Source organism: Aeromonas enterica (assembly GCF_054052465.1).
Map to the genome: position 1 here is coordinate 184,104 of NZ_JBSTYL010000001.1, position 23,151 is coordinate 207,254.

At 61.8% G+C, this 23,151-nt stretch carries 19 protein-coding genes; 7 read left to right on the forward strand and 12 right to left on the reverse strand.

Annotated features, from left to right (window positions below):
- Window positions 1-3 precede the first annotated feature (3 nt).
- On the reverse strand, window positions 4-1,203 hold the full coding sequence (gene gltS, locus ACW5XD_RS00955; RefSeq protein WP_456493223.1) for a sodium/glutamate symporter: 1,200 nt from the start codon (window positions 1,201-1,203) through the stop codon (window positions 4-6).
- A 473-nt stretch (window positions 1,204-1,676) separates the two neighbouring features.
- On the opposite strand from gltS, the gene ansA reads away from it, so the two are divergent.
- Window positions 1,677-2,684: an asparaginase gene (ansA, locus tag ACW5XD_RS00960; protein ID WP_065402624.1), complete on the forward strand. Its 1,008-nt coding sequence runs from the start codon at window positions 1,677-1,679 to the stop codon at window positions 2,682-2,684.
- Between the two features lie 196 nt (window positions 2,685-2,880).
- On the opposite strand, the gene ACW5XD_RS00965 is transcribed toward ansA, so the two are convergent.
- A complete protein-coding gene (locus ACW5XD_RS00965) occupies window positions 2,881-3,174 on the reverse strand; it encodes a YeaC family protein (RefSeq protein WP_290021427.1) in 294 nt (97 codons plus the stop codon).
- A gap of 60 nt (window positions 3,175-3,234) precedes the next feature.
- Window positions 3,235-4,665 carry a glyceraldehyde-3-phosphate dehydrogenase gene (locus tag ACW5XD_RS00970; RefSeq protein WP_456493224.1) on the reverse strand — a complete coding sequence of 477 codons (1,431 nt, stop codon included), beginning with the start codon at window positions 4,663-4,665 and terminating at the stop codon, window positions 3,235-3,237.
- A 197-nt stretch (window positions 4,666-4,862) separates the two neighbouring features.
- Between ACW5XD_RS00970 and ACW5XD_RS00975 the strand changes: the two genes are divergently transcribed.
- Window positions 4,863-5,663, forward strand: coding sequence for a DUF2989 domain-containing protein (locus tag ACW5XD_RS00975; protein WP_456493225.1), 801 nt, complete (start codon window positions 4,863-4,865; stop codon window positions 5,661-5,663).
- Between the two features lie 6 nt (window positions 5,664-5,669).
- Window positions 5,670-6,227 (forward strand): NUDIX domain-containing protein, encoded by a 558-nt coding sequence (locus ACW5XD_RS00980; protein ID WP_456493226.1) that lies wholly within the window; start codon window positions 5,670-5,672, stop codon window positions 6,225-6,227.
- 68 nt (window positions 6,228-6,295) lie between these two features.
- On the opposite strand, the gene sppA is transcribed toward ACW5XD_RS00980, so the two are convergent.
- A complete protein-coding gene (gene sppA / locus ACW5XD_RS00985; protein ID WP_456493227.1) occupies window positions 6,296-8,140 on the reverse strand; it encodes a signal peptide peptidase SppA in 1,845 nt (614 codons plus the stop codon).
- A gap of 330 nt (window positions 8,141-8,470) precedes the next feature.
- Here sppA and ACW5XD_RS00990 point away from each other — a divergent pair, with 330 nt between their 5' ends.
- From ACW5XD_RS00990 to ACW5XD_RS01000, 3 genes are all read left to right on the forward strand, one after another.
- Window positions 8,471-10,498: an oxidoreductase gene (locus ACW5XD_RS00990; RefSeq protein ID WP_456493228.1), complete on the forward strand. Its 2,028-nt coding sequence runs from the start codon at window positions 8,471-8,473 to the stop codon at window positions 10,496-10,498.
- Window positions 10,499-11,671: 1,173 nt separating this feature from the next.
- Window positions 11,672-12,784, forward strand: coding sequence for an autotransporter domain-containing protein (locus ACW5XD_RS00995; protein WP_456493229.1), 1,113 nt, complete (start codon window positions 11,672-11,674; stop codon window positions 12,782-12,784).
- A gap of 62 nt (window positions 12,785-12,846) precedes the next feature.
- Window positions 12,847-13,395: an NAD(P)H nitroreductase gene (locus ACW5XD_RS01000; RefSeq protein ID WP_456493230.1), complete on the forward strand. Its 549-nt coding sequence runs from the start codon at window positions 12,847-12,849 to the stop codon at window positions 13,393-13,395.
- Between the two features lie 408 nt (window positions 13,396-13,803).
- On the opposite strand, the gene ACW5XD_RS01005 is transcribed toward ACW5XD_RS01000, so the two are convergent.
- From ACW5XD_RS01005 to ACW5XD_RS01015, 3 genes are all read right to left on the reverse strand, one after another.
- Entirely contained in the window at window positions 13,804-14,358 is a 555-nt protein-coding gene (locus ACW5XD_RS01005) for a sugar O-acetyltransferase (RefSeq protein ID WP_456493231.1), read from the reverse strand.
- 203 nt (window positions 14,359-14,561) lie between these two features.
- A complete protein-coding gene (gene prmA / locus ACW5XD_RS01010) occupies window positions 14,562-15,440 on the reverse strand; it encodes a 50S ribosomal protein L11 methyltransferase (protein ID WP_098982739.1) in 879 nt (292 codons plus the stop codon).
- A 519-nt stretch (window positions 15,441-15,959) separates the two neighbouring features.
- Window positions 15,960-16,976: a zinc-binding alcohol dehydrogenase family protein gene (locus tag ACW5XD_RS01015; RefSeq protein ID WP_456493232.1), complete on the reverse strand. Its 1,017-nt coding sequence runs from the start codon at window positions 16,974-16,976 to the stop codon at window positions 15,960-15,962.
- Between the two features lie 100 nt (window positions 16,977-17,076).
- On the opposite strand from ACW5XD_RS01015, the gene ACW5XD_RS01020 reads away from it, so the two are divergent.
- A complete protein-coding gene (locus tag ACW5XD_RS01020; RefSeq protein WP_456493233.1) occupies window positions 17,077-17,949 on the forward strand; it encodes a LysR family transcriptional regulator in 873 nt (290 codons plus the stop codon).
- 2 nt (window positions 17,950-17,951) lie between these two features.
- On the opposite strand, the gene ACW5XD_RS01025 is transcribed toward ACW5XD_RS01020, so the two are convergent.
- The 5 genes from ACW5XD_RS01025 to accB form a co-directional block, all read right to left on the reverse strand.
- Window positions 17,952-19,379, reverse strand: a complete 1,428-nt coding sequence (locus tag ACW5XD_RS01025) for a PTS transporter subunit EIIC (protein ID WP_456493234.1) — start codon at window positions 19,377-19,379, stop codon at window positions 17,952-17,954.
- A gap of 89 nt (window positions 19,380-19,468) precedes the next feature.
- On the reverse strand, window positions 19,469-20,935 hold the full coding sequence (gene panF, locus ACW5XD_RS01030; protein ID WP_456493235.1) for a sodium/pantothenate symporter: 1,467 nt from the start codon (window positions 20,933-20,935) through the stop codon (window positions 19,469-19,471).
- The gene (locus ACW5XD_RS01035; protein WP_456493236.1) at window positions 20,925-21,185 is read right to left on the reverse strand and encodes a DUF997 family protein; all 261 of its coding nucleotides are present in this window, start codon (window positions 21,183-21,185) and stop codon (window positions 20,925-20,927) included. The genes panF and ACW5XD_RS01035 overlap by 11 nt, the downstream gene beginning before the upstream one ends.
- Window positions 21,186-21,312: 127 nt before the next feature.
- A complete protein-coding gene (gene accC / locus ACW5XD_RS01040) occupies window positions 21,313-22,653 on the reverse strand; it encodes an acetyl-CoA carboxylase biotin carboxylase subunit (RefSeq protein ID WP_042866664.1) in 1,341 nt (446 codons plus the stop codon).
- 15 nt (window positions 22,654-22,668) lie between these two features.
- Window positions 22,669-23,124: an acetyl-CoA carboxylase biotin carboxyl carrier protein gene (gene accB / locus ACW5XD_RS01045; RefSeq protein WP_456493237.1), complete on the reverse strand. Its 456-nt coding sequence runs from the start codon at window positions 23,122-23,124 to the stop codon at window positions 22,669-22,671.
- Window positions 23,125-23,151 lie beyond the last annotated feature (27 nt).

Below are 23,151 nucleotides of genomic sequence, written 5' to 3' on the forward strand. Positions count from 1 at the left end.
GCGTTACAGGAAGGGCAGTGCCAGGAACAGCTTGATCACCATGGCGTTGATGATGTCGATGAAGAAGGCGCCCACCATGGGCACCACCAGGAACGCCAGGTGGGAGGGGCCGAAGCGCTGGGTAATGGCCTGCATGTTGGCAATCGCCGTCGGGGTGGCCCCCAGGCCGAAGCCGCAGTGACCTGCCGCCAGTACGGCCGCATCATAGTTGCTGCCCATGACCCGGAAGGTGACGAAGATGGCGTAGAGCGCCATCGCCACCGTCTGGGCTGCCAGCAGAATGAAGATGGGCAGGGCCAGGTTGGCCAGATCCCACAGTCGCAGGCTCATCAGCGCCATGGCCAGGAACAGCGACAGACTGACGTTGCCGAGCAGGGAGACCTCCCGATCGCTCACCTCGTGCCAGTTCAGCAGGGTCAGCACATTGCGCAGCAGCACACCGACAAACAACACGCAGACGAACACCGGCAGCTCGAAGGCGCCGCCCTTGAGGTAGGCGGAGAGCATCTCGCCCCCCTTCAGGCTGATGGCGATCAGCGCCAGCGTCTCGATCAGGCTGAAGGTAGTGAGCGGGCGCTCCATGTCGGGCATTTCGAAGCCTTGCGGCGCGTTGTCCCGGTTGTGCTCCTCGCCGGGCACCTTCACCTTCTTCACCAGATAGCGGGCTACTGGGCCGCCGATCAGGCCCCCCAGCACCAGGCCGAAGGTGGCACAGGCAATGGCGAGCTCGGCTGCGGATTGCACCCCGTACTTCTCGGTGAAGGTGGCGCCCCAGGCCGCGCCCGTGCCGTGGCCGCCGGAGAGGGTGATGGAGCCGGCCAGCAACCCCATATGGGGATCCAGGCCGAGCAGGGTTGCCAAGCCAACCCCCAGGCTGTTTTGCACCAGCAGCAGGCCGGTGACCACCAGCAGGAAGGTGAGCACCGCCTTGCCGCCGCGCTTGAGGCTGGCGAGATCGGCGGAGAGGCCGATGGAGGCGAAGAAGGCAAGCATCAGCGGCGTTTGCAGGCTGGTATCAAACTGCAGCTCCATCTGCAGAGTGGAGCGCAGCAGCAGCAGCACCAGGGCGACCACCAGGCCGCCGGCAACCGGTTTGGGGATGTTGAAGGTTCGCAGCAGCCCGACTCGGGTCACCAGCAAACGACCGAGCAGCAACACCAGAGTGGCTGCGACCAGGGTGGCGTAGGAATCAAGTTGTAGCATTCAGTACTCCCATGTTGATTGGCTGTGTCTTTCGTTGATGCAGACTCACAGATTCAGCCGGGATAAAAACAGTGTGGCTCAGGTGCCAACAAAGAAGGGGCGCCATGCCCCCGTCCCACGTAAAAATGGGACCGATGCGGGCCTGAACAGATCAGGCATCCAGATGAGATTTATGAAAAATCGAGCGGATAGTAGCAAAAAGCACCACTTATATCCATATTTGTCAGATAAATGTTCACCCTTTAGGTATGTTGTGACATTTAAAACTATAAGGTTAGTCGCTGTTTAATACGGTTTACGGGACATTTCACGGCTGTCATTTGGGGCACCAGTCTCTATAATTCGCCAATTTCCAGCCCATCAAGCGGCAACGAACGGAATGTGAAGACACAGGTTCGTTTCCCATGGGATTCATGGTTTGCGGGTATTCAGCCCATTAACACGGGTGTTGTGCCCATCAAAGAGGAGAGGGTGTGAAGAAGTCCATCTACATTGCCTACACAGGCGGCACCATAGGGATGCAGCGCTCCGACCACGGCTATGTGCCGATGGCGGGCTTTATGGAAGATTGTCTGGCGCGGATGCCCGAGTTCCATCGCCCCGAGATGCCGGATTACCATATTCACGAATACGATCCCCTCATCGACTCTTCCGATATGACGCCGGCGGACTGGCAGCGCATCGCCGAGGACATTCGAGACAACTACGAGAAATATGATGGCTTCGTGATCCTGCACGGCACCGACACCATGTCGTTCACCGCCTCGGCGCTCTCCTTCATGCTGGAAGATCTGCACAAGCCGGTGATCATCACCGGCTCCCAGATCCCGCTCGCCGAGCTGCGCTCCGACGGCCAGCAGAACCTGCTCAACGCCCTCTACATCGCGGCCAACTACCCGATCCACGAGGTGACGCTGTTTTTCAACAACCAGCTCTATCGCGGGAACCGCAGCAAGAAGGTGCACGCCGACGGCTTCCACGCCTTCGATTCGCCGAACTATCCGCCGCTACTCAACGCCGGCATCGCCATCTCCCTGGAAGCGGGGGAGCTGGGCGTGCCGTCCGAGCGGCCGCTGGTGCTGCACGACATCACCCCCCAGCCCATCGGCGTGGTGACCCTCTATCCGGGCATCTCGGCGGAGGTGATCGCCAACATACTGCAGCAACCGGTGCGGGCGCTGATCCTGCTCTCCTTCGGGGTGGGCAATGCGCCCCAGAACCCGGCCATGCTGGCGCTGCTCTCCGAGGCGTCGGCCCGCGGTGTCATCATCGTCAACCTGAGCCAGTGCCTGCATGGCAAGGTCAACATGGGGGGTTATGCCACCGGCAACGCCCTCTCCCGGGCCGGGGTCATCTCGGGCTTCGACATGACCGCCGAGGCGGCACTGACCAAGCTGCATTTCCTGCTGAGCCAGGACTTGCCGGCGCCGCGCATCCGCGAGCTGATGCAGCAGTCCCTGCGTGGTGAGCTGACCCCCTGAGAAACTGTCCACGACCTTACTGCGAAGCCGTGATCAAGGCTCATGCGCAGCTCTTCACCTTGCTGACGCCTTCTCGCAACAGGTCGTGAACAGCTTCTGACCTCGCTACCATGGGGGAGAGAGGAAATAAAGAGGGGAGCCATCATGGCTCCCCTCTTTGCTGTGCGCCGCAGTGCAGCGGTATCCCGGCTCCGAATCAGTGACTGAGGTCAATCCTGACTATCTCTTCCTCATCCCGATACTGACGTTTCAGCTCGCTCTTGCTCTTCATCACTATCTCGCCGTCACGGCCGATGTTCATGTGCTCGGGATTGTCGATGTGCATCGCCTGCCAGGCCATCACCGCCTGCAGCGAGGTGGCCTTCTGCTCGTCGGTGAGGGGCTTGCCATCGGGCCACTTGCCGAGTTCGACTGCGGTCTTGAGCCGCTCGTACACTTCTTTGGGCATCTGTCTGATGGCCTGTTGAAACTCACCCTGTTGAAACGACATCCGGCCTCTCCTTGAACATTGAGCCATGAACCCGGGATCAGGCGGGCAGATCCTGGCGGACTATGCCGGTAGATCCTGGCGGACTACGCCAGCCATCTGCTCCATCACCCGCACTACCTGACAACTGTAACCGAACTCGTTGTCATACCATACGTAGAGCACGCAGTGATCCCCCTCGGCTATGGTCGCCTGGGAGTCGACGATGCCCGCGAAGCGCGATCCCACCATGTCGGAGGAGACCAGCTCGGTGCTGGCACTGAAATCGATCTGGCGATGCAGGGCCGAGCTCAGCGCCATCTGTTGCAGATAGGCGTTGAGGCTCTCCCGATCCGTGCTCTGCTCCAGCGACAGGTTGATGATGGCCAGCGACACGTTGGGGGTCGGCACCCGGATGGCGTTGCCGGTCAGCTTGCCCTTGAGCTCCGGCAGTGCCTTGGCCACCGCCTTGGCGGCGCCGGTGCTGGTCATCACCATGTTGAGGGCCGCGCTGCGACCGCGCCGCTCGCCCTTGTGGTAGTTGTCGATCAGGTTCTGGTCGTTGGTGTAGGAGTGGACCGTCTCCACGTGGCCGTGGCGGATGCCGTACTTGTCCTGCATCACCTTGAGCACAGGGGTAATGGCATTGGTGGTGCAGGAGGCAGCGGAGATGATCTTGTCATCGGGCCCTATCACCTCGTGGTTGACCCCGAACACCACGTTCTTCATCTCGCCCTTGCCGGGGGCGGTCAGCAGTACCCGGGCGGCGCCGCGTGCCTTGAGGTGTTCAGACAGCCCCGCCTCGTCGCGCCAGACCCCGGTGTTGTCAACGATCAGCGCATCCTGAATGCCGTAGGCGGTGTAGTCGATGTCCGCCGGGCTGTTTGCATAGATCACTTGGATGAAGGTGCCGTTGGCGATAATGGCACTGCGTTCCACATCCACCTCGATGGAGCCGTTGAAGGGGCCGTGTACCGAGTCACGACGCAGCAGGCTGGCACGTTTCTCCAGATCCCCCTCGCGGCCACCGCGCACGACGATGGCGCGCAGTCGCAGGGAGTTGGCGGCGCCGGTACGCTCGATCAGCAACCGGGCCAGCAGGCGGCCTATGCGGCCAAAGCCGTACAGCACCACGTCGGTGGGTGCCGGTACGCCGCGACCCAGAGCCGGTGCCAGCTTGGCGCGCAGGTAGTCGTCGATACCGGCTTCATCCTGGTGATCCTGCCAGTAACCCACGGCCAGCTTGCCCAGATCGATCTCGGCGGCGGTCGGATTGAGGGCCAGGATGGCCTGCAGCAGGGGGAAGCTCTGTTGGATCGGCAGCGGGGCGCCCTGATGGCGGCGGACGACCCTATGGGCCTTGAGGATATCGATGGTGGAGGCATTTTGCAGGGGACGTCCGTAGACGGTGATCTCGATCCCTTGCTGTCGGTAGAGGCGACCTATCAAGGGTTGCATGGCTTCGGCGAGCTCCTGGCTCTCCTGCCACGCTTGCAAGTAGTGCTCGTGGGTCATTAACCAGATCCTTTATTTCACGTTGTTGGGGCAAATAGAAATTCGTCGAATGCAGATCAGTGTAGGGGTGTATATTTCGTTATATTATTCTGCAATCGCGGCCTTATACGGCGCGCGCATTGTAATGGATATGTAACCTGTTTGCTAGCCAAGGGTGGCCATGGCAGGCGGCAATTGTTACCAACAAGATGTGAACCATGACCCCTTTTCCAGCGCGCTCCCTGCTGTTCGGCCTCTGTTGCGGCCTGACCCTCACCGCCTGCAACGATGACAGGATCCACAACATCTGTGCCAATCATCCGGCTCTCTGTCAGGACCTGGTAGACGACGGCTGGTGTCGCTATGAACGGACCGACATCATTCGGGCTCGCTACCATCTGCAGGAAGAGGGGACGGACAGGCACAAATATGATTTGATGCGCAGCCTGGAGCGTTACCTCAAGTGCGCCGAGCACTCCACCAATATTGAATACAAGACGGCCCGGGAGCAGAAGAGCCCTCGGGTGGAGGGGATGCTGGCGGCTGGCGATCAGCTGGCCCGGCTCGATGCCGCTACCCGCAACTCGCAGGATCCCTATCTGCTGCTCTGGCACTGGACCAACAATACCAACGAGCTGGCCCGCCAGCAGTTCATGGCGCTGGAGGGGCAGCCTGTGCTGGAGGAGCCCGAGTTGCAGCTCGCGCTGGGGGGCATCCATGCCAAAAGCGAGCCGCAGAAGGCCATCGCACTCATGCAGCACGCACTCTCTCTCTATCGGGAAGGAGATGCGGTCAACAGCCGGATCCTCACCTCCCTCAGCACCCTCTACATGGGCCAGAAGCAGTACGGTCTGGCCTATCTGTGGGGCAAGGTGAGCGAGTCGTTCCAGAATACACCCGAGGTTTCGGCCAAGCGCTTTGGCCTCTATCACTCCCTGAGCAAAGCCGATCAGGAGGCCTGGGACAGCCAGGCCGCCACCATAGTCGAGCAGCTAAAAAGCGGGACTTACCGTCCCTGAACCCTGATGAATCACATTGAACAACTGGCCAGCGATTGGCCTCACCCCTTCGACATCCAGTTCATGCACGGCCAGGTGCCCACCGGTGGCCGCCAGCTGGAGCGCGTCACCGTCAGGGCCATCGTCCTGCGCGGTGACCGGTTGCTGCTGGTCCACTCCCGGGTCAATGGCGACCTCATGTTTCCCGGTGGCGGCATCGAGGAAGGGGAGTGCCACAGTGCCGCCTTGGCACGCGAGCTGCGAGAAGAGTGTGGCGCCGAGCTGGTGGCTGTCGGTGCCCTGCTCGGTCAGACCCGGGAGTATCGCGCGGCCCGCGAGGCCGACTACGACGCCTACTGCATCCGCTCCTTCTACTACCTCTGTCAGGTGGGGGAGGATTGGAGCGAGCCGCGGCCCCAGCCCTACGAGATACGGCTCGGCTTTACCCCCGGCTGGTTCGAACTGGACTATGCCCTGCAGACCAACAAGACCCAGCTGGCGGGCCCCTGTCCCCAGTGGACGGCGCGGGAGACCCGGGTGCTGGCCGAGCTGCACCAGTGGCACGAATCCGGCCTGCTGGCGTGATTCAGGCCCCTTGAGGCCGCAGATGTAAAAAAACCGCCCGAGGGCGGTTTTTTGTTGCGCGTCTCCGGTTATGGCACGCAGACCGGGCAGAAGGCGTAGGTACCCTGCGGGTCGTTGAAGCGGGTCAGCGGATCCAGACTGCGGTTCACCTCTGCCAGTGCCTTGCCAAGCCCTGCCGGCAACCAGCTTTGCAGGTGCGGGGCCAGCGCCTGGGCGCTGCTGTCGAACAGCTGACGCAGGAACCTGTCTCTGGTGGACTCCTCCTTTTCGATGGGGGTGACCTGCCACTCCTTGAGGTTGGCCAGTTCGGCTGCCGCCTTGATGGCCGCTTCCTGATCGCCAAATTCGTCCACCAGCCCCAGCGCCTTGGCATCCTGACCGGTCCAGACCCGGCCCTCGGCCGCTTTTTCCGCCTCTTCCGGGCTCAGGCCGCGGCCCTTGCTCACCAGGCCGACGAAGCGCTGATAGGTGTCTTCCACGCTCAGTTGAATGGCCTGGCCGACGTGATCCGGCAGGGCGCGGGTCAGGCCGACGCCGACGTAATCCGTGGTGCCGACACCGTCGGTGTGCACCCCGTACTGGGAGAGCGCCTTGTCGATGGTGGCGAACATGCCAAACACCCCGATGGAGCCGGTGAGCGTGGTGGGGGAGGAGAAGATCTTGTCCGCATCGGCGGAGATCCAGTAACCGCCGGAGGCGGCGTAGCTACTCATGGAGATGACCACAGGCTTGCCGGCCTGCTTCAGGGCCAGCAGCTCGGCGCGGATCTGCTCGGCGGCGAAGGCGCTGCCGCCCGGGCTGTCGACCCGCAGCACCACGGCTTTCACCTTGTCGTCACGACGGGCATCGGCCAGCAGATCGGAGAGACTGTCGCCGCCTATGGTACCGGCCGGTTGCACGCCATCCATGATGGCGCCGCTGGCGACGATGAGACCCACCTCATCCTTGCCGCTCTGGGGATACTGCTCAGGGAGCGCCGCCAGATAGGTTTTCAGGTCGACCCCCTTCCAGCCGTGATCCTCGTCTTCCCCCACTTCCTTGATGACCGCCTGGGTCATCTCGTCACGGGTGGCCAGCTGATCCACCAGACCGTTGTCGAGGGCGTAGTTGGCGGCGTTGCCACCAGCCTTGCGCAGCAGCTCGAGGAAGCGAGCCTTGCCCGGCGCGACAGCCTCGGGTTCTATCTCCCGCTGCTCGGCCACGTCCGCCACATAGGATTGCCACAACTGATCCAGCCAGCGCTGGTTCGCCTCCTTGCTCTCGGGGGACATATCGTCGCGGGTATAGGGCTCGACGAAGGACTTGTAGGTGCCGACCTTGAACACGTGAGGGGTGATGTTGAGCTGCTCCAGCGCCGACTTGAAGTAGGTCTGATAAACGCCTAGCCCCTCGATCAGCACGGCGCCGCTCTGGTTGAGCAGCACGTGATCGGCGTGGGCGGCCAGCAGGTACTGGCCCTGGTTGTAGTAGTCGGCCATGGCGATGACCGGCTTGCCGCTCTCCTTGAACTCGTCGATGGCACTCGCCACTTCCTGCAGTTTGGAGAAGCTGGTGCCCTGCAGCCCTTGCGGCTTGATCACCAGCGCCTTGATGCGATCGTCATCCTTGGCGCTGCGAATGGCCCACAGCAGATCGGAGAGGACTATCTCGCTGGGCAGATCTTCGCTGTTGTCCACCTGACGCAGCAGCTGCACCGTAGGATCGGTTTGCGAGCGCTGTTCAACCAGCACGCCGGAGAGATTGAGGGTAAGGGCCCCTTCGATGGGGGCGCTGGGCGCCTCTTTCTGGCTGACGCTGAAAATGATGACCAGCACGACGATGAGAAACAGCAGATTGACCAGCATCAGCCGGGTAAAGTTGAGCAGGCGCCAGAGGCTGCGAAACAGCCACCCCAGACCTTTGAAAATAGACATAGCCGCGTTATCGCCCTGTTAATGGGTAGAGAAGGACCATTATTAACCAGTTGACCCGCCAATTGCCATTTCCGCTTGGGGCGATCGATAGCGCGATCGTTATCCCTTGCTTCGGAACACGTCTGTTCGCCGAAAATATGTCCAAACATTTGTTTGAAAAAGCATTTTCGATTCTTTACTCTAGCTTCAATTTGATAACAAAAAGTTAACCGGAGGCCTTGTGAGCCGCTACCCTACGCTTCTGACTCCCCTCGACCCTGGCTTCGCCCGGCTCAAGAGCCAGGTGGTGCGTATGGGTTCCTGCGCACCTGCCTCGAAAAGGAGTTCATGATGAGCCGCTATCCGACTTTGCTGACCCCCCTCGACCTCGGTTTTACCCAGCTACGCAACCGGGTATTGATGGGCTCCATGCACACAGGCCTCGAAGAGGAGAAGGGCGGCTTTGACAAGCTGGCCGCCTTTTATGCCGAACGCGCCCGCGGCGGCGTCGGTCTCATCGTCACCGGCGGCATCGCTCCCAACTTGCGCGGGCGGCTGGTGCCCCACGGTTCGCAGCTGAGCTTCCCCTGGCAGGTCGCCAGGCACAAGAAAGTGACCCAGGCCGTGCACCAGGAGGGGGGCAAGATAGCGCTGCAGATCCTCCATGCCGGCCGTTACGCCTATCACCCCTTCAGCCTGGCGCCGAGCGCCCTCAAGGCCCCCATATCCCCGTTCAAGCCGCGCACCATGAGCGAGCGGCAGATCCGCGGCACCATTCGCGACTTTGCCTCCACCGCGCAACTGGCCAGGGCGGCCGGTTACGACGGCGTCGAGGTGATGGGGTCGGAAGGCTATCTCATCAACCAGTTCATCTGCGAGCGCACCAACAAGCGCACCGATGGCTGGGGTGGCAGCAATGAGAACCGGATGCGTTTTCCGGTGGAGATAGTGCGGGCCATTCGCGAGCGGGTGGGCCCGGATTTCATCATTATATTCCGCCTCTCCATGCTGGATCTGGTGGAGCAGGGCTCGACCTTGGAAGAGGTGATCGCGCTGGGCAAGGCGCTGGAACAGGTCGGCGTGACCCTGATCAACACCGGCATCGGCTGGCACGAGGCGCGCATTCCCACCATCGCCACCAGCGTGCCGCGCGGTGCCTTCAGCTGGGTGACCGCCGAGCTGAAAAAGCACCTCAAGGTGCCGCTCATCACTACCAACCGGATCAATACCCCCGAGGTGGCCGAACGCATACTGGCGAGTGGCGAGGCGGATATGGTCTCCATGGCGCGCCCCTTCTTGGCCGACCCCGAATTTGTCATCAAGGCCGCCGAGAACCGGGCGGACGAGATCAACACCTGCATCGCCTGCAATCAGGCCTGTCTGGATCATGTGTTCAAGCAAAAACGCGCCTCCTGCCTGGTCAACCCCCGTGCCTGTTTCGAGACCGAACTCACCTTCGGCCGCGTGCCCCAGCCCAAGAAGCTGGCGGTGGTGGGGGCGGGCCCGGCCGGGTTGGCGTTTGCCTGTTACGCCGCCGAGCGCGGCCATCAGGTGAGCCTGTTCGATCAGGCGAGCGAGATCGGTGGCCAGTTCAACTTCGCCAAGCAGATCCCGGGCAAGGAGGAGTTTCACGAAACCCTGCGCTACTTCGCCAAGCGGCTGGAGAAGTGCGGCGTCGAGCTCTACCTCGGTCAGCGCCAGAGCGCCGAGAGTCTGCTCGGTGGCGGCTTTGACGAGGTGATCCTCGCCACCGGTATACGCCCGCGCACCCCGAACATTCCTGGCATAGAGCATCCCAAGGTGCTCAATTACATCGACGTATTGCGGGATCACAAGCCGGTGGGCGACAAGGTCGCCGTGATCGGCGCCGGCGGCATCGGTTTCGACGTGGCGGAGTTTCTGGTTGAGAAGAAGGGGGAGGGGAGCGCGGAGCATCATCGTGATCACTGGCTCAGGGAGTGGGGTATCGACAAGAGTCTCGGCGAGCGCGGCGGTCTGATGACTCCGGTGATCGACGCCCCCGAGCGCCAGATCTGGCTGCTGCAGCGCAAAGAGAGCAAGGTGGGGGATGGCCTTGGCAAGACCACCGGCTGGATCCACAGAACCGTGCTAAAAAACCGCAAGGTGCAGATGCTCTCCGGCGTCCAGTACCTGCGCATCGACGACGAGGGCCTGCACATCCAGGTGGGCGAAACCCGGCAGTGCCTGCCGGTGGATCAGGTGATCATCTGCGCCGGGCAGGAGCCGCTCAAGGAGCTGCAAGCGGGCTTGCAGGCGGCAGGCAAGCCGGTACACATCATAGGTGGCGCCGACGTGGCCGCCGAGCTGGATGCCAAACGGGCCATCCGCCAGGGGGCCGAGCTGGCGGCCGTCATCTGAGCCTGTTCAGCCATGAGTAAAGGGACCAGACGGTCCCTTTTTCGTGGGTTTGCACGCGTGGTCACCATGGCGAGAGAAGCCGGTTGTCGAACTGATGACGTTACAATATGGTACAGATTGTACCCGTCTGATGATTCATTCATACGGGTTGCTCGCGGGCAGATTATCGACGTCAGTTGCGGTGGCATCCATGTGGGGTCAGGGTAATCCCTGGCACTTGGTCGTGGGTGGTGCCCATCGACGATGGCTGTCTGCCCGGTGTCGGATATGTCGAGTCTGGTAAAAGGAATTGCCATGAGCCCTGCGAAGTCAACGATTTCTGCCCACATGCCGGTGCGTTCCCTGAGTGTCATCGCTCTGGCCACTGTGATTGCATTGCATACTACCCCTGCTACGGCCGACCCTTCCGGGCAACTGGTTTTTCTTGGCTGGACTGCAGATGGACAACATTCGCTCTGGCTGTCAGCCGTCTCTCTGGGCCAGTTTGAGGTTGAGTCGGCCAAACAGAGCCAGATCTATGACAGCTGGAGTCAGGGACACCAAGGATTGCATCTGACGGTTTCTCCCGAGGTACAAAATGGGGGGACTCACAAGCTTTACGCCTACATAGACTCAAGCTCCGGTAAGCGGGTTCTGCTTGACACAGATAACCAGCAAGCCGGGCATTTTACTTTCCCCAATACATTTCCCCCGCCAAGCTTGCCTTCCAAACCAACGCCGCCACCTAAGGTAATACCCACCCTGCCCAGTCGGGTACAGCCGCCGATCGCGACCCTGCCACCTACGGGAGTGATGCCGACCCGGCCTGGTGGAGTGCAGCCGCCGATCGCGACCCTGCCACCCACGGGGGTGATGCCGACCCGGCCTGGTGGAGTGCAGCCGCCGATCGCGACCCTGCCACCCACGGGAGTGATGCCGACCAGGCCTGGTGGAGTGCAGCCGCCGATCGCGACTCTGCCACCCACGGGAGTGATGCCGACCCGACCCGGTGGAGTGCAGCCTCCGAGTGGGATCCTGCCACCCACGGGGTTGATGCCGACACGGCCTGGTGGAGTGCTGCCGCCGGATGGGATCCTGCCGCCTACGGGAGTGATGCCGACTCGACCCGGTGGAGTGCAGCCGCCGGATGGGATCCTGCCGCCCACGGGAGTGATGCCGACACGGCCTGGTGGAGTGCAGCCGCCGGATGGGATCCTGCCGCCCACGGGAGTGATGCCGACCCGACCCGGTGGGGTGCAGCCGCCGATCGGCACGTTGCCACCCGGGGAGCTCTTGCCCAATCCGGGATTGCCTCAGCCTCTGGTGCCGGTCAGCCCGCCGGCTGTGGTTGGCGCCGGTCAACAGGCGAGCGAACGAGCCCTGAACGATCGCGTGCTGTGCGTGATGGCGGATGAGCGGGCGCAACTGCCGCCCGAGCAGCGGGATCAGTACCCGGATTGTCCCTTCACCCGCTCCGATCTGGCTGCGCAGGCCCAACCGGCGGTACGGAAGTGGAGTCTGTGGGGTGATGAGGTCTACTACGACATCTCGGATCATCGAGAAGGTGCAGATGTGTCTGGCAGCACCAATGTATTCAGTCTGGGGGCCGACACGCGCCTCAACCCCGAGTTGAGCGTTGGTTTTATCGTCTCCCGGGTCGACAGCAAGGTGGACTCTTTCAACGGTGGTATGCGCTTGGCGGCCGGTGGTTACAATATCGGCCCCTATCTGGTCTATCAGGCGTCGGAGCGCTGGATGCTGGATGCCACCCTGATGTACGGCTGGATGGACAATGAGCAGGATCTGCTGTTCCTCTCGGGGGACTATGGCTCAAGATCGTTGAGTGGCAGCCTGGGGACCACGGGCCAGTACTTCTGGGAGCAGTTGTCAGTGCGTCCGCGTCTGGCTCTGAACTACAGCCATAGCAACAGCGAAGGCTATCCGTTGCAGGGGGATTATCAAGGGTTGGCATTGAAACTGGACAGAGAGAGTGACAGCTACAACCAAGGCAACCTGATCGGCTCGGTCGAATTCAGCCGGATCTACCATACCTCCGGTGGCCTGCCGCTGATGCCCTATGGGGAGTTGGGGGTGGATTATGGCTTTGAGAGACCCAACGATGGCTATATCCTGACGGGCAATCTTGACTCTGCACGCACCGAACCGCTCAGTGGCACTGTACGGCTGGGATTGCGTACCCTGCTTGATGGTTCGACGACGCTGACGACCAGTGCGGGTTATCTCAGCCTTGGTCAGGGTGGGCTCAACATTTGGGAATGGCGCATCAATCTCTCCAAGCCATTCTGATACCCGGGAAGTGAGCGCGTCTGTTTGTCGCGCCCCCCTTCCTCTCAATAAAGGAGCTCCCGATGGATGCACTTACTCTACTGCTCAACCGCCACTCCTGTGGCCGCCTGACCACACCCGCCCCGGGCGGTGAGGTGCTCGACAATATCCTCAGAGCGGGGCTGCGCGCGCCGGATCATGGCACCCTGACTCCCTGGCAGTTCATCCTGTTTGAAGGGGAGGGGCGTGAGCGGCTGGGGGCCCTGCTGGCCGAGGCCGCCCGTGCCCGTGGCGAGGATGAAGAGAGCATCAAGAAGTGCCAGGAGGCGCCGCTGCGCGCCCCCTTGCTGGTGGCTGTCGCCACCCGCTATCAGGCCCACCCCAAGGTACCGAAACTGGAGCAGGAACTCTCCGCCGGTTGTGCCCTGATGGCGATGCAGATGGCGGCTCAGGCCCAGGGCTTCAACGGCATCTGGCGCTCCGGCTGGTTCATCTTCGATGAGCGGGTCAACGCCGGGCTGGGGCTGGCCCCGGAGGATCAACTGGTGGGTTTCCTCTACCTCGGCACCCCCATGCTGGAGGCGCGCAAGTTGCGCGAACTGCCGCCGGATGAGTTTGTTCGTCGCTTCTAAGCGGCATTAATTTGACCAAGGCCCTGACTTGTCAGGGCTTTTTTGATCCCGCCCGATCACGAGCCTGAGGCTGTACTGATAAATAAATGCTTGCCAAGAGGGGGACGGGGCTTGGCAGGGAATTTTTTAAATAGTGAGAGGCTGTTCTCAATCCTGGTTGATTACGCTATGTAAAACGTTTGCGCCTCGTTAATATCCCTGTGCCAGTTTAGAAGGTGACCCCTTCTAATTTTCTGCGATGAGAGTCGCAATTCCGTAGCACCTTTTTACAGCCCAACGTCGTTATGACATTGGGCTTCATTTTTATGGGCGCCCGTTAACTGCCCCATGCCTGCCGTTGCTTCACTGTAGGTAGGTGAAGCGGGACCCGCTTGGCGGTTGCTGCGACGGCCTGGCGCCGGGAAGGGGTCAGCACTTCGCTTTGGCGGCCAGGATCCGGGCCGGGTTGCCCACCACCCGGGCACCGGCCGGCACGTCTTTGGTCACCACGGCGCCCGCGCCGACGATGGCTTCCCGCCCTATGGTGACGCCGGGCAGCAGGATGGCGCCGCCACCGATCCAGACCTTGTCTTCTATGGTCACCGGCAGCGCCGTCTCCACCCCCTGGATGCGCTCATCGGCTGCCAGTGCGTGGGCGGCGGTATAGATCTGCACGTTCGGCCCTATCATGACGTTGGCACCGATGCGGATCGGCGCGTTGTCCAGCATGGTGGCTCCCATGTTGATATAGGAATCCTTCCCCAGGCTGATATGGCGGCCATAGGTGCAGTAGAGGGGCGGGCAGATAAAGGCGTTCTCCGCCAGCTCGCCGACTATCTCCTGCAGCAGCGCCAGCTGTTCTTCCTCCTCGTCGCAGCGATTGAAACGGCGGTACAAGCGCGCAGTCTCCCGGCGCAGGACATCCAGCTCCGGCGCCATGCAGTTATAGGGCTGGCTGCTGATCATCTTCTGATATTCGGTCATGGCTGGGCCTCAATGGGGTGGAGGAGGAGAGCATAAGCCATCGAGGAGGATAGAAGCGTGAAGCTCTCCCCAGAGTGGGCAGAATGGCGACGGGAAACGACAAGGGCACCCTGGGGTGCCCTTGTTGGTTTGCATAGAAGGATAACGCTCTCTATCAGCCGTGCTTGCGACCACAGTGTTGCCGCCGCAATAGCCGCTCTCTATCAGCCGTGCTTGCGGCCGGAGAGACGGCACCACTCCTCTTTCACTGCGGTCGGGTCCATGTCGAACCACTGGCCGTAGATGGTTTCCAGCTCCGGGGCCTGGCTCTCCAGCACGCCGGAGAGCGCCATCAGGCTGCCCGCTTTGCCGTGGCCGGCGATGAGCGGTGCGAGTTCCCGCAGCGGGCCGGCCAAGATGTTGGCCACCACCACGTCCGCTTCCACTCCTTGCGGCTGATCCGCCGGCAGGTAGAGTTCGATCTGGCCGGCGACGCCGTTGCGCTCGGCGTTGTCATGGCTGGCCTGGATGGCCTGCGGATCGATGTCGATGCCGATGACGCGGGCGGCCCCCAGTTTCAGGGCGGCGATGCCGAGAATGCCGGAGCCGCAGCCAAAGTCGACCACGGTTTTGCCGGCCAGATCCAGCCCGTCCAGCCACTGCAGGCAGAGCGCGGTGGTGGGGTGGGTGCCGGTACCGAAGGCCAGACCCGGATCCAGCATGACGTTGACCGCATCCGGATTGGGCACGTCGCGCCAGCTCGGGCAGATCCAGAGCCGCTCGCCAAACTGCATGGGGTGGAAGTGATCCATCCACTCGCGCACCCAGTCCTTGTCTTCCAGCTGTTCGACCTTGTAGCCCACGTCTTCGCCGAAGATCTGCTGGAAGAAGGCGATGGTGGGGGCCGGATCGGTTTCGGCATCGAACAAGCCCATCACTTCGGTCTCGCCCCAGAGCGGGGTTTCACCGGGCAGCGGCTCGTACACGGGCACATCCTGGGCATCCATAAAGGTCACGGCCTGGGCTCCACGCCCCAGCAGCATGTTGCTCACCTTGTCTGCTGTCTTGGCAGTGGCGTTGATTCGAATTTGTATCCAGGGCATGGCGTCGACTCTTCATAAATGTGAAACCGCGAGATTCTATCATCATGGGCCTGTGCTGTCGTGGTTTGCCCATGTCGGCATGGTGCAGGAAGAGAACTCTGCCAAGTTGGCACGGTTAATGTATTCCTCATTGGGTGACGGGAAGCAACCTGTTCCCGCTGAATGCTTTGCTCTAGGAAAGTTCCGTCATCTTTTTCAGCCACCTTAGGGTGGCTTTTTTTTTTGCCTGCTGACGGGTAGCGGGCTTGCGTGGGCTGCTGTGTGGGGATGAGCGTGAAGAAAGGGCGCAGATCCAGGGGATTGGCACACAAGATGCAAAGATGGAGATGTCCTGCATAAGGATATGTGTGTGATTGTTACCCCAACGTTCAGGTATTTAGGGCCATCCCGGCGGGATGGCCCCTTTTTTTGGCTCTTTTTATGGTGATGCCGCGTGGTGCCTGCTTGTGAACTGTGCACTGATGGGGCCTGTCACTGGTGAATTCACCCCATGATGGTGCAGTTTTTACCCATAAGAGATTAGTTGCCGAATCGACTCATGTCGATCACCAGCTTGCCGACCATGCGACCCGCTTCCACCTCGGCATGAGCCCGGGCCAGGGTGACGGGGGTCAGCTCGGCCAGGGTGCGGGTGAGCGTGGTCTTGAGCACCCCTTGATCGAGGAGGGTGGCGACCCGGCCCAGCAGCTTGTGTTGCTCGATCATGTCCGGGGTCTGGAACAGGGAGCGGGTGAACATGAATTCCTGGCTGAAGGCGATGCTCTTGGACTTGAGCAGGCCCAGATCCCAGGGCTCGCTGGATTCGGCGATGGTGCAGATGTGGCCGAACGGGCGAATGAGGCTGGCCATGGCATCCCAGTGCTGCTCGGTGGCATTGGTGCAAAAGATGGCATCGAGCTGGGTGACGCCAAGAGTGGTGAGCTCTGCCTGCAACTGGTGATGGCTCACCACCTGATGGGCGCCCATTGCCAGACACCATTCACGGCTTTCTGGCCGGGAGGCGGTGGCGATCACCTCCATGTTGGTGAGCTGGCGGGCCAGCTGGATGGCGATGGAGCCGACGCCGCCGGCACCGCCTATGATGAGCAGCTTGCCCGTGCTCTCGCGGCGAAGGCCGATGCGCTCGAACAGCGCCTCCCAGGCGGTGATGGCGGTGAGCGGCAGGGCGGCGGCTTCCGGGTCTGTCAGGCTGGTGGGGGCGAGGGCGGCTATCTGCTCATCCACCAGCTGCAATGCGCTGTTGCTGCCGGGGCGGCTGATGTCGCCGGCATACCAGACTCTGTCGCCCGCCTTGAACAGGGTCACCTTGTGGCCGATTGCCATGACCTCACCGACCGCATCCCAGCCCAGTACGCGGGGGGTTGGCTCAATCTTGGCCTTGGGGGCGCGGACTTTGGTGTCCACCGGGTTGACCGAGGTTGCCGTCACTTTCACCAGCAGATCCCGCGGGCCTGGGGTCGGGTTGGGCAGATTGGCCTCGATGAAGCAGTGGGGGTGGCCGCTCGGCAGATAATGGGTGAGGGCGATGGCTTTCATGGCAGTTCCTTTCAAATCGGATGGATTGGGATTGCCAGCCACTCTAGTCTGATTGATTATCCTGATTAAGATGGGTAATTGGGACAGACTGTTTGAATATATGAACAATGTCGAACTGGAATTGATGGGGCTGTTCGCCACGGTAGTGGAGCAGGGCAGTTTTACCGGTGCCGCCGAGGCGCTCGGCATGCCCAAGTCCTCGGTGAGCCAGAAGATCTCGCGGCTCGAAGCCCAGCTCGGGGTGCGGCTGCTGCAGCGCACCACCCGCCGGTTGAGCCTGACGCCGCAGGGAGAGATCTACGTGGAGCAGTGCCGGGCGCTGCTGGCGCTGGCCCGCAGTGCCAACCTGGCGATGGCGCGGCTGCGCACCGCCCCCGCCGGTCGGGTAAGGATCACGGCGCCCGAGGCGACCGGCACCCTGCTGCTTGGCCGGATCCTGGCCGAGTTTCGTGCCCTCTATCCCGAGGTGGTGCTGGAGCTGACCCTCTGTGACGAGCAACTGGATCTGGTGGGAGAGGGTTACGATCTGGCGCTGCGGGCGGCGCCGCTGAAAGATTCCAGTCTCATCTGCCGGCGCATTGGTCAGGTGCCGCGCCATCTGGTGGCGGCTCCCGGTTATCTGGCGACCCATGGCACGCCGCAGCAGCTGTCTGAGCTGGGGCTTCACCCTTGTCTGGTGCACTCGGCATTGCCGGTGTGGCCACTGCAGGAGGGGGGCTGGCGGCCGCAAGGGGCCTGCATCAGCAACAGTTTGCTGGCGTTGCGGGAGCTGGCGCTGCACGAGGGGGGCATTGCCCTGCTGCCACACCACGTCTGCCAGCAGGATCTGGCGACGGGGCGGTTGCAGAAATTGCTGCCGGATCACCCCATACCGCCCAATCCCTTCTACCTCATCTACCCGAGCCGGGAACATCTGGCGCCCGCCTTGCGCTCGCTGATGGACTTCGTCGCCGAGCGGCTGCCGTTTGCCTGAGGCTACCAGTTGCTCTGGCTGGTGGACTCCTGATTGGGCTTGAGGCCGAGCGGCACCGACTGGCGCTCCGCCAGCATGCGGATCTGGCCCTCGATCAGGCTGGCATTGGGGCCCAGCACCAGCACCAGCTGATGGTCGTTGAGCTGGATCCAGGAAAGGCAACCCAGCCCCAGCAGACGGGACTGATCCACCAAGGCTATGTCGCGCACCCGCAGGCTGAGACGGGTCAGGCAGACGCTCATGGCCTGCAGGTTGTCCATCCCGCCCAGCACCTTGAGGTACTGGATTGCGAGCATCTGGGGATCCGAGGGGGCGACGCTCGCAAGCCTTGAATGCTCTTTGGCAATGGGCTTGCTCGGCAGGCTGAGGGGGGCGCGCTCCAGCAGTTGATAGAACAGCAGGGTATAGGCGACGAAGAAGAGGATACCGACGGGTATGAGCCAGAAGCTGTGCTCGCCGGACTGGTAGCTCAGCACCAGATCCAGCAGGCCGGCAGAGAAGTAACTGCCCACCTGGATGCCAAGAGCGCTGCAGATGGCGAGCGACAGCCCGGTCAGCAGGGCGTGGGCCAGAAACAGCCAGGGGGCGGTGAAGGCGAACAGAAATTCGATGGGCTCGGTGATCCCCACCAGCGCCGAGGTGAGCGCCAGGGTGAGCAGCAGGCCCCCCTGTGGCAGGCGCTGCATGCGCTGGCGGTGCAGCCAGATGGCAAAACAGGCGCCGGGCAGGCCGAACATGATGATGGGGTAAAGCCCGGCCACATAGCCTTCGTGCAGCGGCTGGGCGCTGGCCAGCGCCAGCAGGTTGCTCTCGCCCAGCCCCATGAGGCTGCCTAATACCTGATGCAGGCCGAGGGGGATCAGCAAGCGGTTCAGTACGCCATAGCAGAAGGCGCCGAGCGGGGTGGTGAGCAGCTCTGAGGCCAGCAGCGTGATGCCCTGCTCCAGCAGCGGCCAGAACAGGGAGAGAGGGAACGCCAGCAACAGACAGCTGAGCGCCGAGGCAAGCAGGCAGAGGAAGTCCCCATTCACTCTCTGCAACCAGCCCGACAGTGTGTGCCGTTTCACCCAGGGGCAGACGATGGCCGTGGTCATGCCTGCCAGCAAGCCGCAGATCATATCCGCATGCAGGCCGGGGGCCAGAGTGCCCAGTGCCGAACTCAGCAGCAGGAAGTTGACCGCCCCGGCCAGCGCCTGGGTGCCCTCTCCCTGCCGGCTCAGGCCGAAGGCGATGGCCACCGCGTAGATGAGCGGCATCTGGCTGAACAGGGCACGACCGGTGAGGGAGAGCACCGCCAAATCCAGCACATCCGGCTGACCGAGCCGATAGAGCAGGGCCGCCAGCGGCAGTATGGAGACCGGCAACAACAGGGAATAACCGAGTCGTTGCAGGGCATGAGTCAGGATCTGTCTGGCGTTCTGTACTGGCATAAGGGCGCGAAGTTTTGTGACTTGGCGCACAGTTTACCCGCAAAACACCCATTTGGGGATAGTTTTGGAACCCTTTATTAATCTATTTGTTACTGCTGCTCAAACAATCGCCGCACGCTCTGGCCGGGTGGCGGTGTCAGCAGGCTGACCACCACGAAGGCCGCCAGCCCCAGCGCGAGACTCGGCACGATGGCGTGCAGTCCGGCCAGCTTGATCCCCCACTGACTCAGCACGCCATAGCAGACGATGCCGGACACCATGCAGGCCAGGGCGCCCGGGCCGTTGGCCCGCGACCAGTAGAGGCCGAGCACCAGCGGCCACAGGAACACGGCTTGCAGGCCGCCGAAGGCGAGCAGGTTGAGCCATATGATCATCTCGGGGGGCTGCAGCGCCGCCAGCAGCACCAGCGTGCCCAGGATCAGGGTGCAGAGCAGGGAGAGGCGGGGAATGCGCACCTCCAGCTTCTCCTGACCGGACTTCTTGGGGCTCAGGTAGTTGAGGTAGAGATCCTTCACCAAAGTGGCGGAGGCCTGGATCAGCTGGGAGTCAATGGTGGACATGATGGCCGCCATCGGCGCCGCCAGAAAGACCCCGGCCAGCCAGGGGGGGAGCACCTCCATCATCAGCGAGGGCATGATCTTGTCCGGGCTGTCCATGCCGGGCAGGATGGCGCGACCGAGCGCCCCGGCCAGGTGCATGCCGAACATCAGCAGGGCGCTGACCACGGTACCGATCAGAATGCCTCTGTGCAGCGCCTTGCTGTCACGGTAGCCAAAGCAGCGCAGGGCCGAGTGGGGCAGCCCCACCACCCCGACGCAGACCAGGATCCAGAAGCTCAGCATGAAGGGCTGGGTCAGCATGTCGCCGGCCCCTTGCGGGCTCACCAGCTTGGGATCGATTTCTCTGAGCTGGTGGATGAGGTTCGGCAATCCATCTCCTGCAATCAGTATCCCCGCCAGCAGGGCGCCGGTGCCGATCAGCATGATGATGCCCTGCAGGGCGTCGGTCATCACCACGGCGCGAAAGCCGCCGATCACCGTATAGAGCAGCACGCAGCTGGCAAACAGGAAGAGCCCCTGCTGATAGCTGAGGCCGGTTGCCGTCTCCAGCAGGCGGGCGCCGCCGATAAACTGCACCACCATGGTGGCGATGAAAGCGAGGATGATGGTAACCGAGCCCAGCACGACGACGGCCTTGCTCTGATAGCGGGCCCACAGCATGTCGTTGATGGTCACCGCATTGACCCGGCGGGCTATGATGGCGAACTTCTTGCCAAGCACCCCCAGGGTGAGCCAGACGGTGGGCAGCTGGATCATCGCCAGCAGCACCCAGCCAAGGCCTATCTTGTAGGCCGCCCCCGGGCCGCCGATAAAGGAGGAGGCCGAGGTATAGGTGGCCACCAGGGTCATGGCCAGCACCAGGCCACCCATGCTGCGGTTGCCGATGAAGTATTCCTGCACGAAGTCACCGCCGGCGCGATGGCGGCTGGCCCAGAAGCCGACTCCCAGTACCAGCACCAGATAGATGATGAGCGGCAGCATCAGCTCAAGATTCATGGGGAGGCTCCTTGGCATGGGGAGGCGTATCGAGGGGAATATCCACAAACAGGCGATCCACCATCAGGCCGCACAGCACGATGAACAGCAGTGGCATCACCATGCAGCTGAGCAGGAACCAGAGCGGTATGTCCCAGCATTCGATCTCTTCGGGAATGAAATAGGCAGTGCCATACCAGGCAAGAAAGTAGAGCAGGGTCAGCAGCAGGCAGAGGGCTGCTTCCCGGCGAGCGAGTGCGAAACGATTCACCTTGGCCTCCGACAATTTTGAGGGGCGCAAGGATAACAAAAAAGGGCCATGTCGCCATGGCCCTTTTTCAACAGAGGCTCCTTGCGGAGCTGACTTCTATCGGAAGTCATTGTTCTGTCTTAGATCCTTACAGACCCAACTTCTTGTGCAGGTAGTGGATATTGGTACCACCGTGCTGGAAGTTCTCGTCCTTCATGATCTCTTTTTGCAGGGAGACGTTGGTCTTGATCCCTTCCACCACCAGCTCGTCCAGCGCCTGACGCATGCGGGCGATGGCGACGTCACGGTTCTCGCCGTAACAGATCAGCTTGCCGATCATGGAGTCGTAGTAAGGCGGCACCTTGTAACCGGCGTAGATGTGGGAATCCCAACGTACGCCCAGACCACCCGGCGCGTGGAAGCGCTGGATCAGGCCCGGAGACGGCATGAAAGTGGCTGGGTCTTCGGCGTTGATCCGGCATTCGATGGCATGGCCACGAATGCGGATGTCCTGCTGGGTGATCGACAGGGGCTGACCGGCGGCGATGCGCAGCTGCTCCTTGATCAGATCCACGCTGGTGACCATCTCGGTGACCGGATGCTCAACCTGGATACGGGTGTTCATCTCGATGAAATAGAACTCACCGTTTTCGTACAGGAACTCGAAGGTCCCCGCACCGCGGTAGCCGATCTCGATACAGGCGCGCACGCAGCGCTCGCCGATGAACTTGCGCATCTCTTCGGTGATGCCGGGTGCCGGCGCTTCTTCGACCACTTTCTGGTGGCGACGCTGCATGGAGCAGTCACGCTCGCCCAGATAGAGGGCGTTGCCCTGGCCGTCTGCCAATATCTGAATTTCGATATGGCGCGGGTTTTCCAGGTACTTCTCCATGTAGACCATGTCGTTCTTGAAGAACTGGCCTGCTTCGGACTTGGTCAGGGCGATGGCGGCAGCCAGCTCGGCTTCACTGCGTACCACGCGCATGCCGCGACCACCACCGCCACCGGCGGCCTTGATGATCACCGGATAACCGATGCGCTTGGCGATGGCTGCGTTGTGCTTGGCATCGCTGTCGACGGGACCGTCGGAGCCTGGTACGCAAGGTACGCCAGCCTTCTTCATCGCCTCGATGGCGGAGACCTTGTCACCCATCAGGCGAATGGTCTCGGCGCGCGGGCCGATGAAGATGAAGCCGGATTTCTCGACCACTTCGGCGAAATCGGCATTCTCGGAGAGGAAGCCGTAACCAGGGTGGATGGCAACGGCACCCGTGACCTCGGCGGCGGCGATGATAGCCGGCACATTGAGGTAGGATTCACCGCTGGCAGGCTTGCCGATGCAGATGGTTTCGTCGGCCAGCAGCACATGTTTGAGCTCCCGATCGGCGGTGGAGTGAACGGCCACTGTCTTGATCCCGAGCTCTTTGCAAGCGCGCAGGATCCGCAGGGCAATTTCACCGCGGTTGGCGATGACTACTTTGTCCAACATGGGTGGCAATTTCCCTTATTCGATGATGAACAGCGGCTCGTCAAATTCGACGGCCTGACCATTTTCAACCAGGATCGCTTTGATCACACCGGCCTTGTCAGACTCGATTTGGTTCATCATTTTCATGGCTTCGACGATGCACAGGGTATCGCCGACATTGACGTGCTGACCCACTTCCGCGAATGGTTTGGCTTCCGGGCTGGAGGAGCGATAGAAGGAACCCACCATGGGGGAGCGCATCAGATGACCACTCGGTGCGGCGGCATCTGCGGTCGGTGCTGTAGCTGCGGCTGCCGGTACGGCGGCAGGGGCCATGGCTGGCTGCATCATCATCTGCGGCATGGCGGTGGTCACCTGACCGGAGAAGTTGCGGCTGATGCGAACGGACTCTTCACCTTCGGAGATCTCCAGTTCGGCGATGCCGGACTCTTCAACCAGTTCAATCAGCTTCTTGATTTTGCGGATATCCATTAGCATTCTCTTTCTTCTTTATCTGAT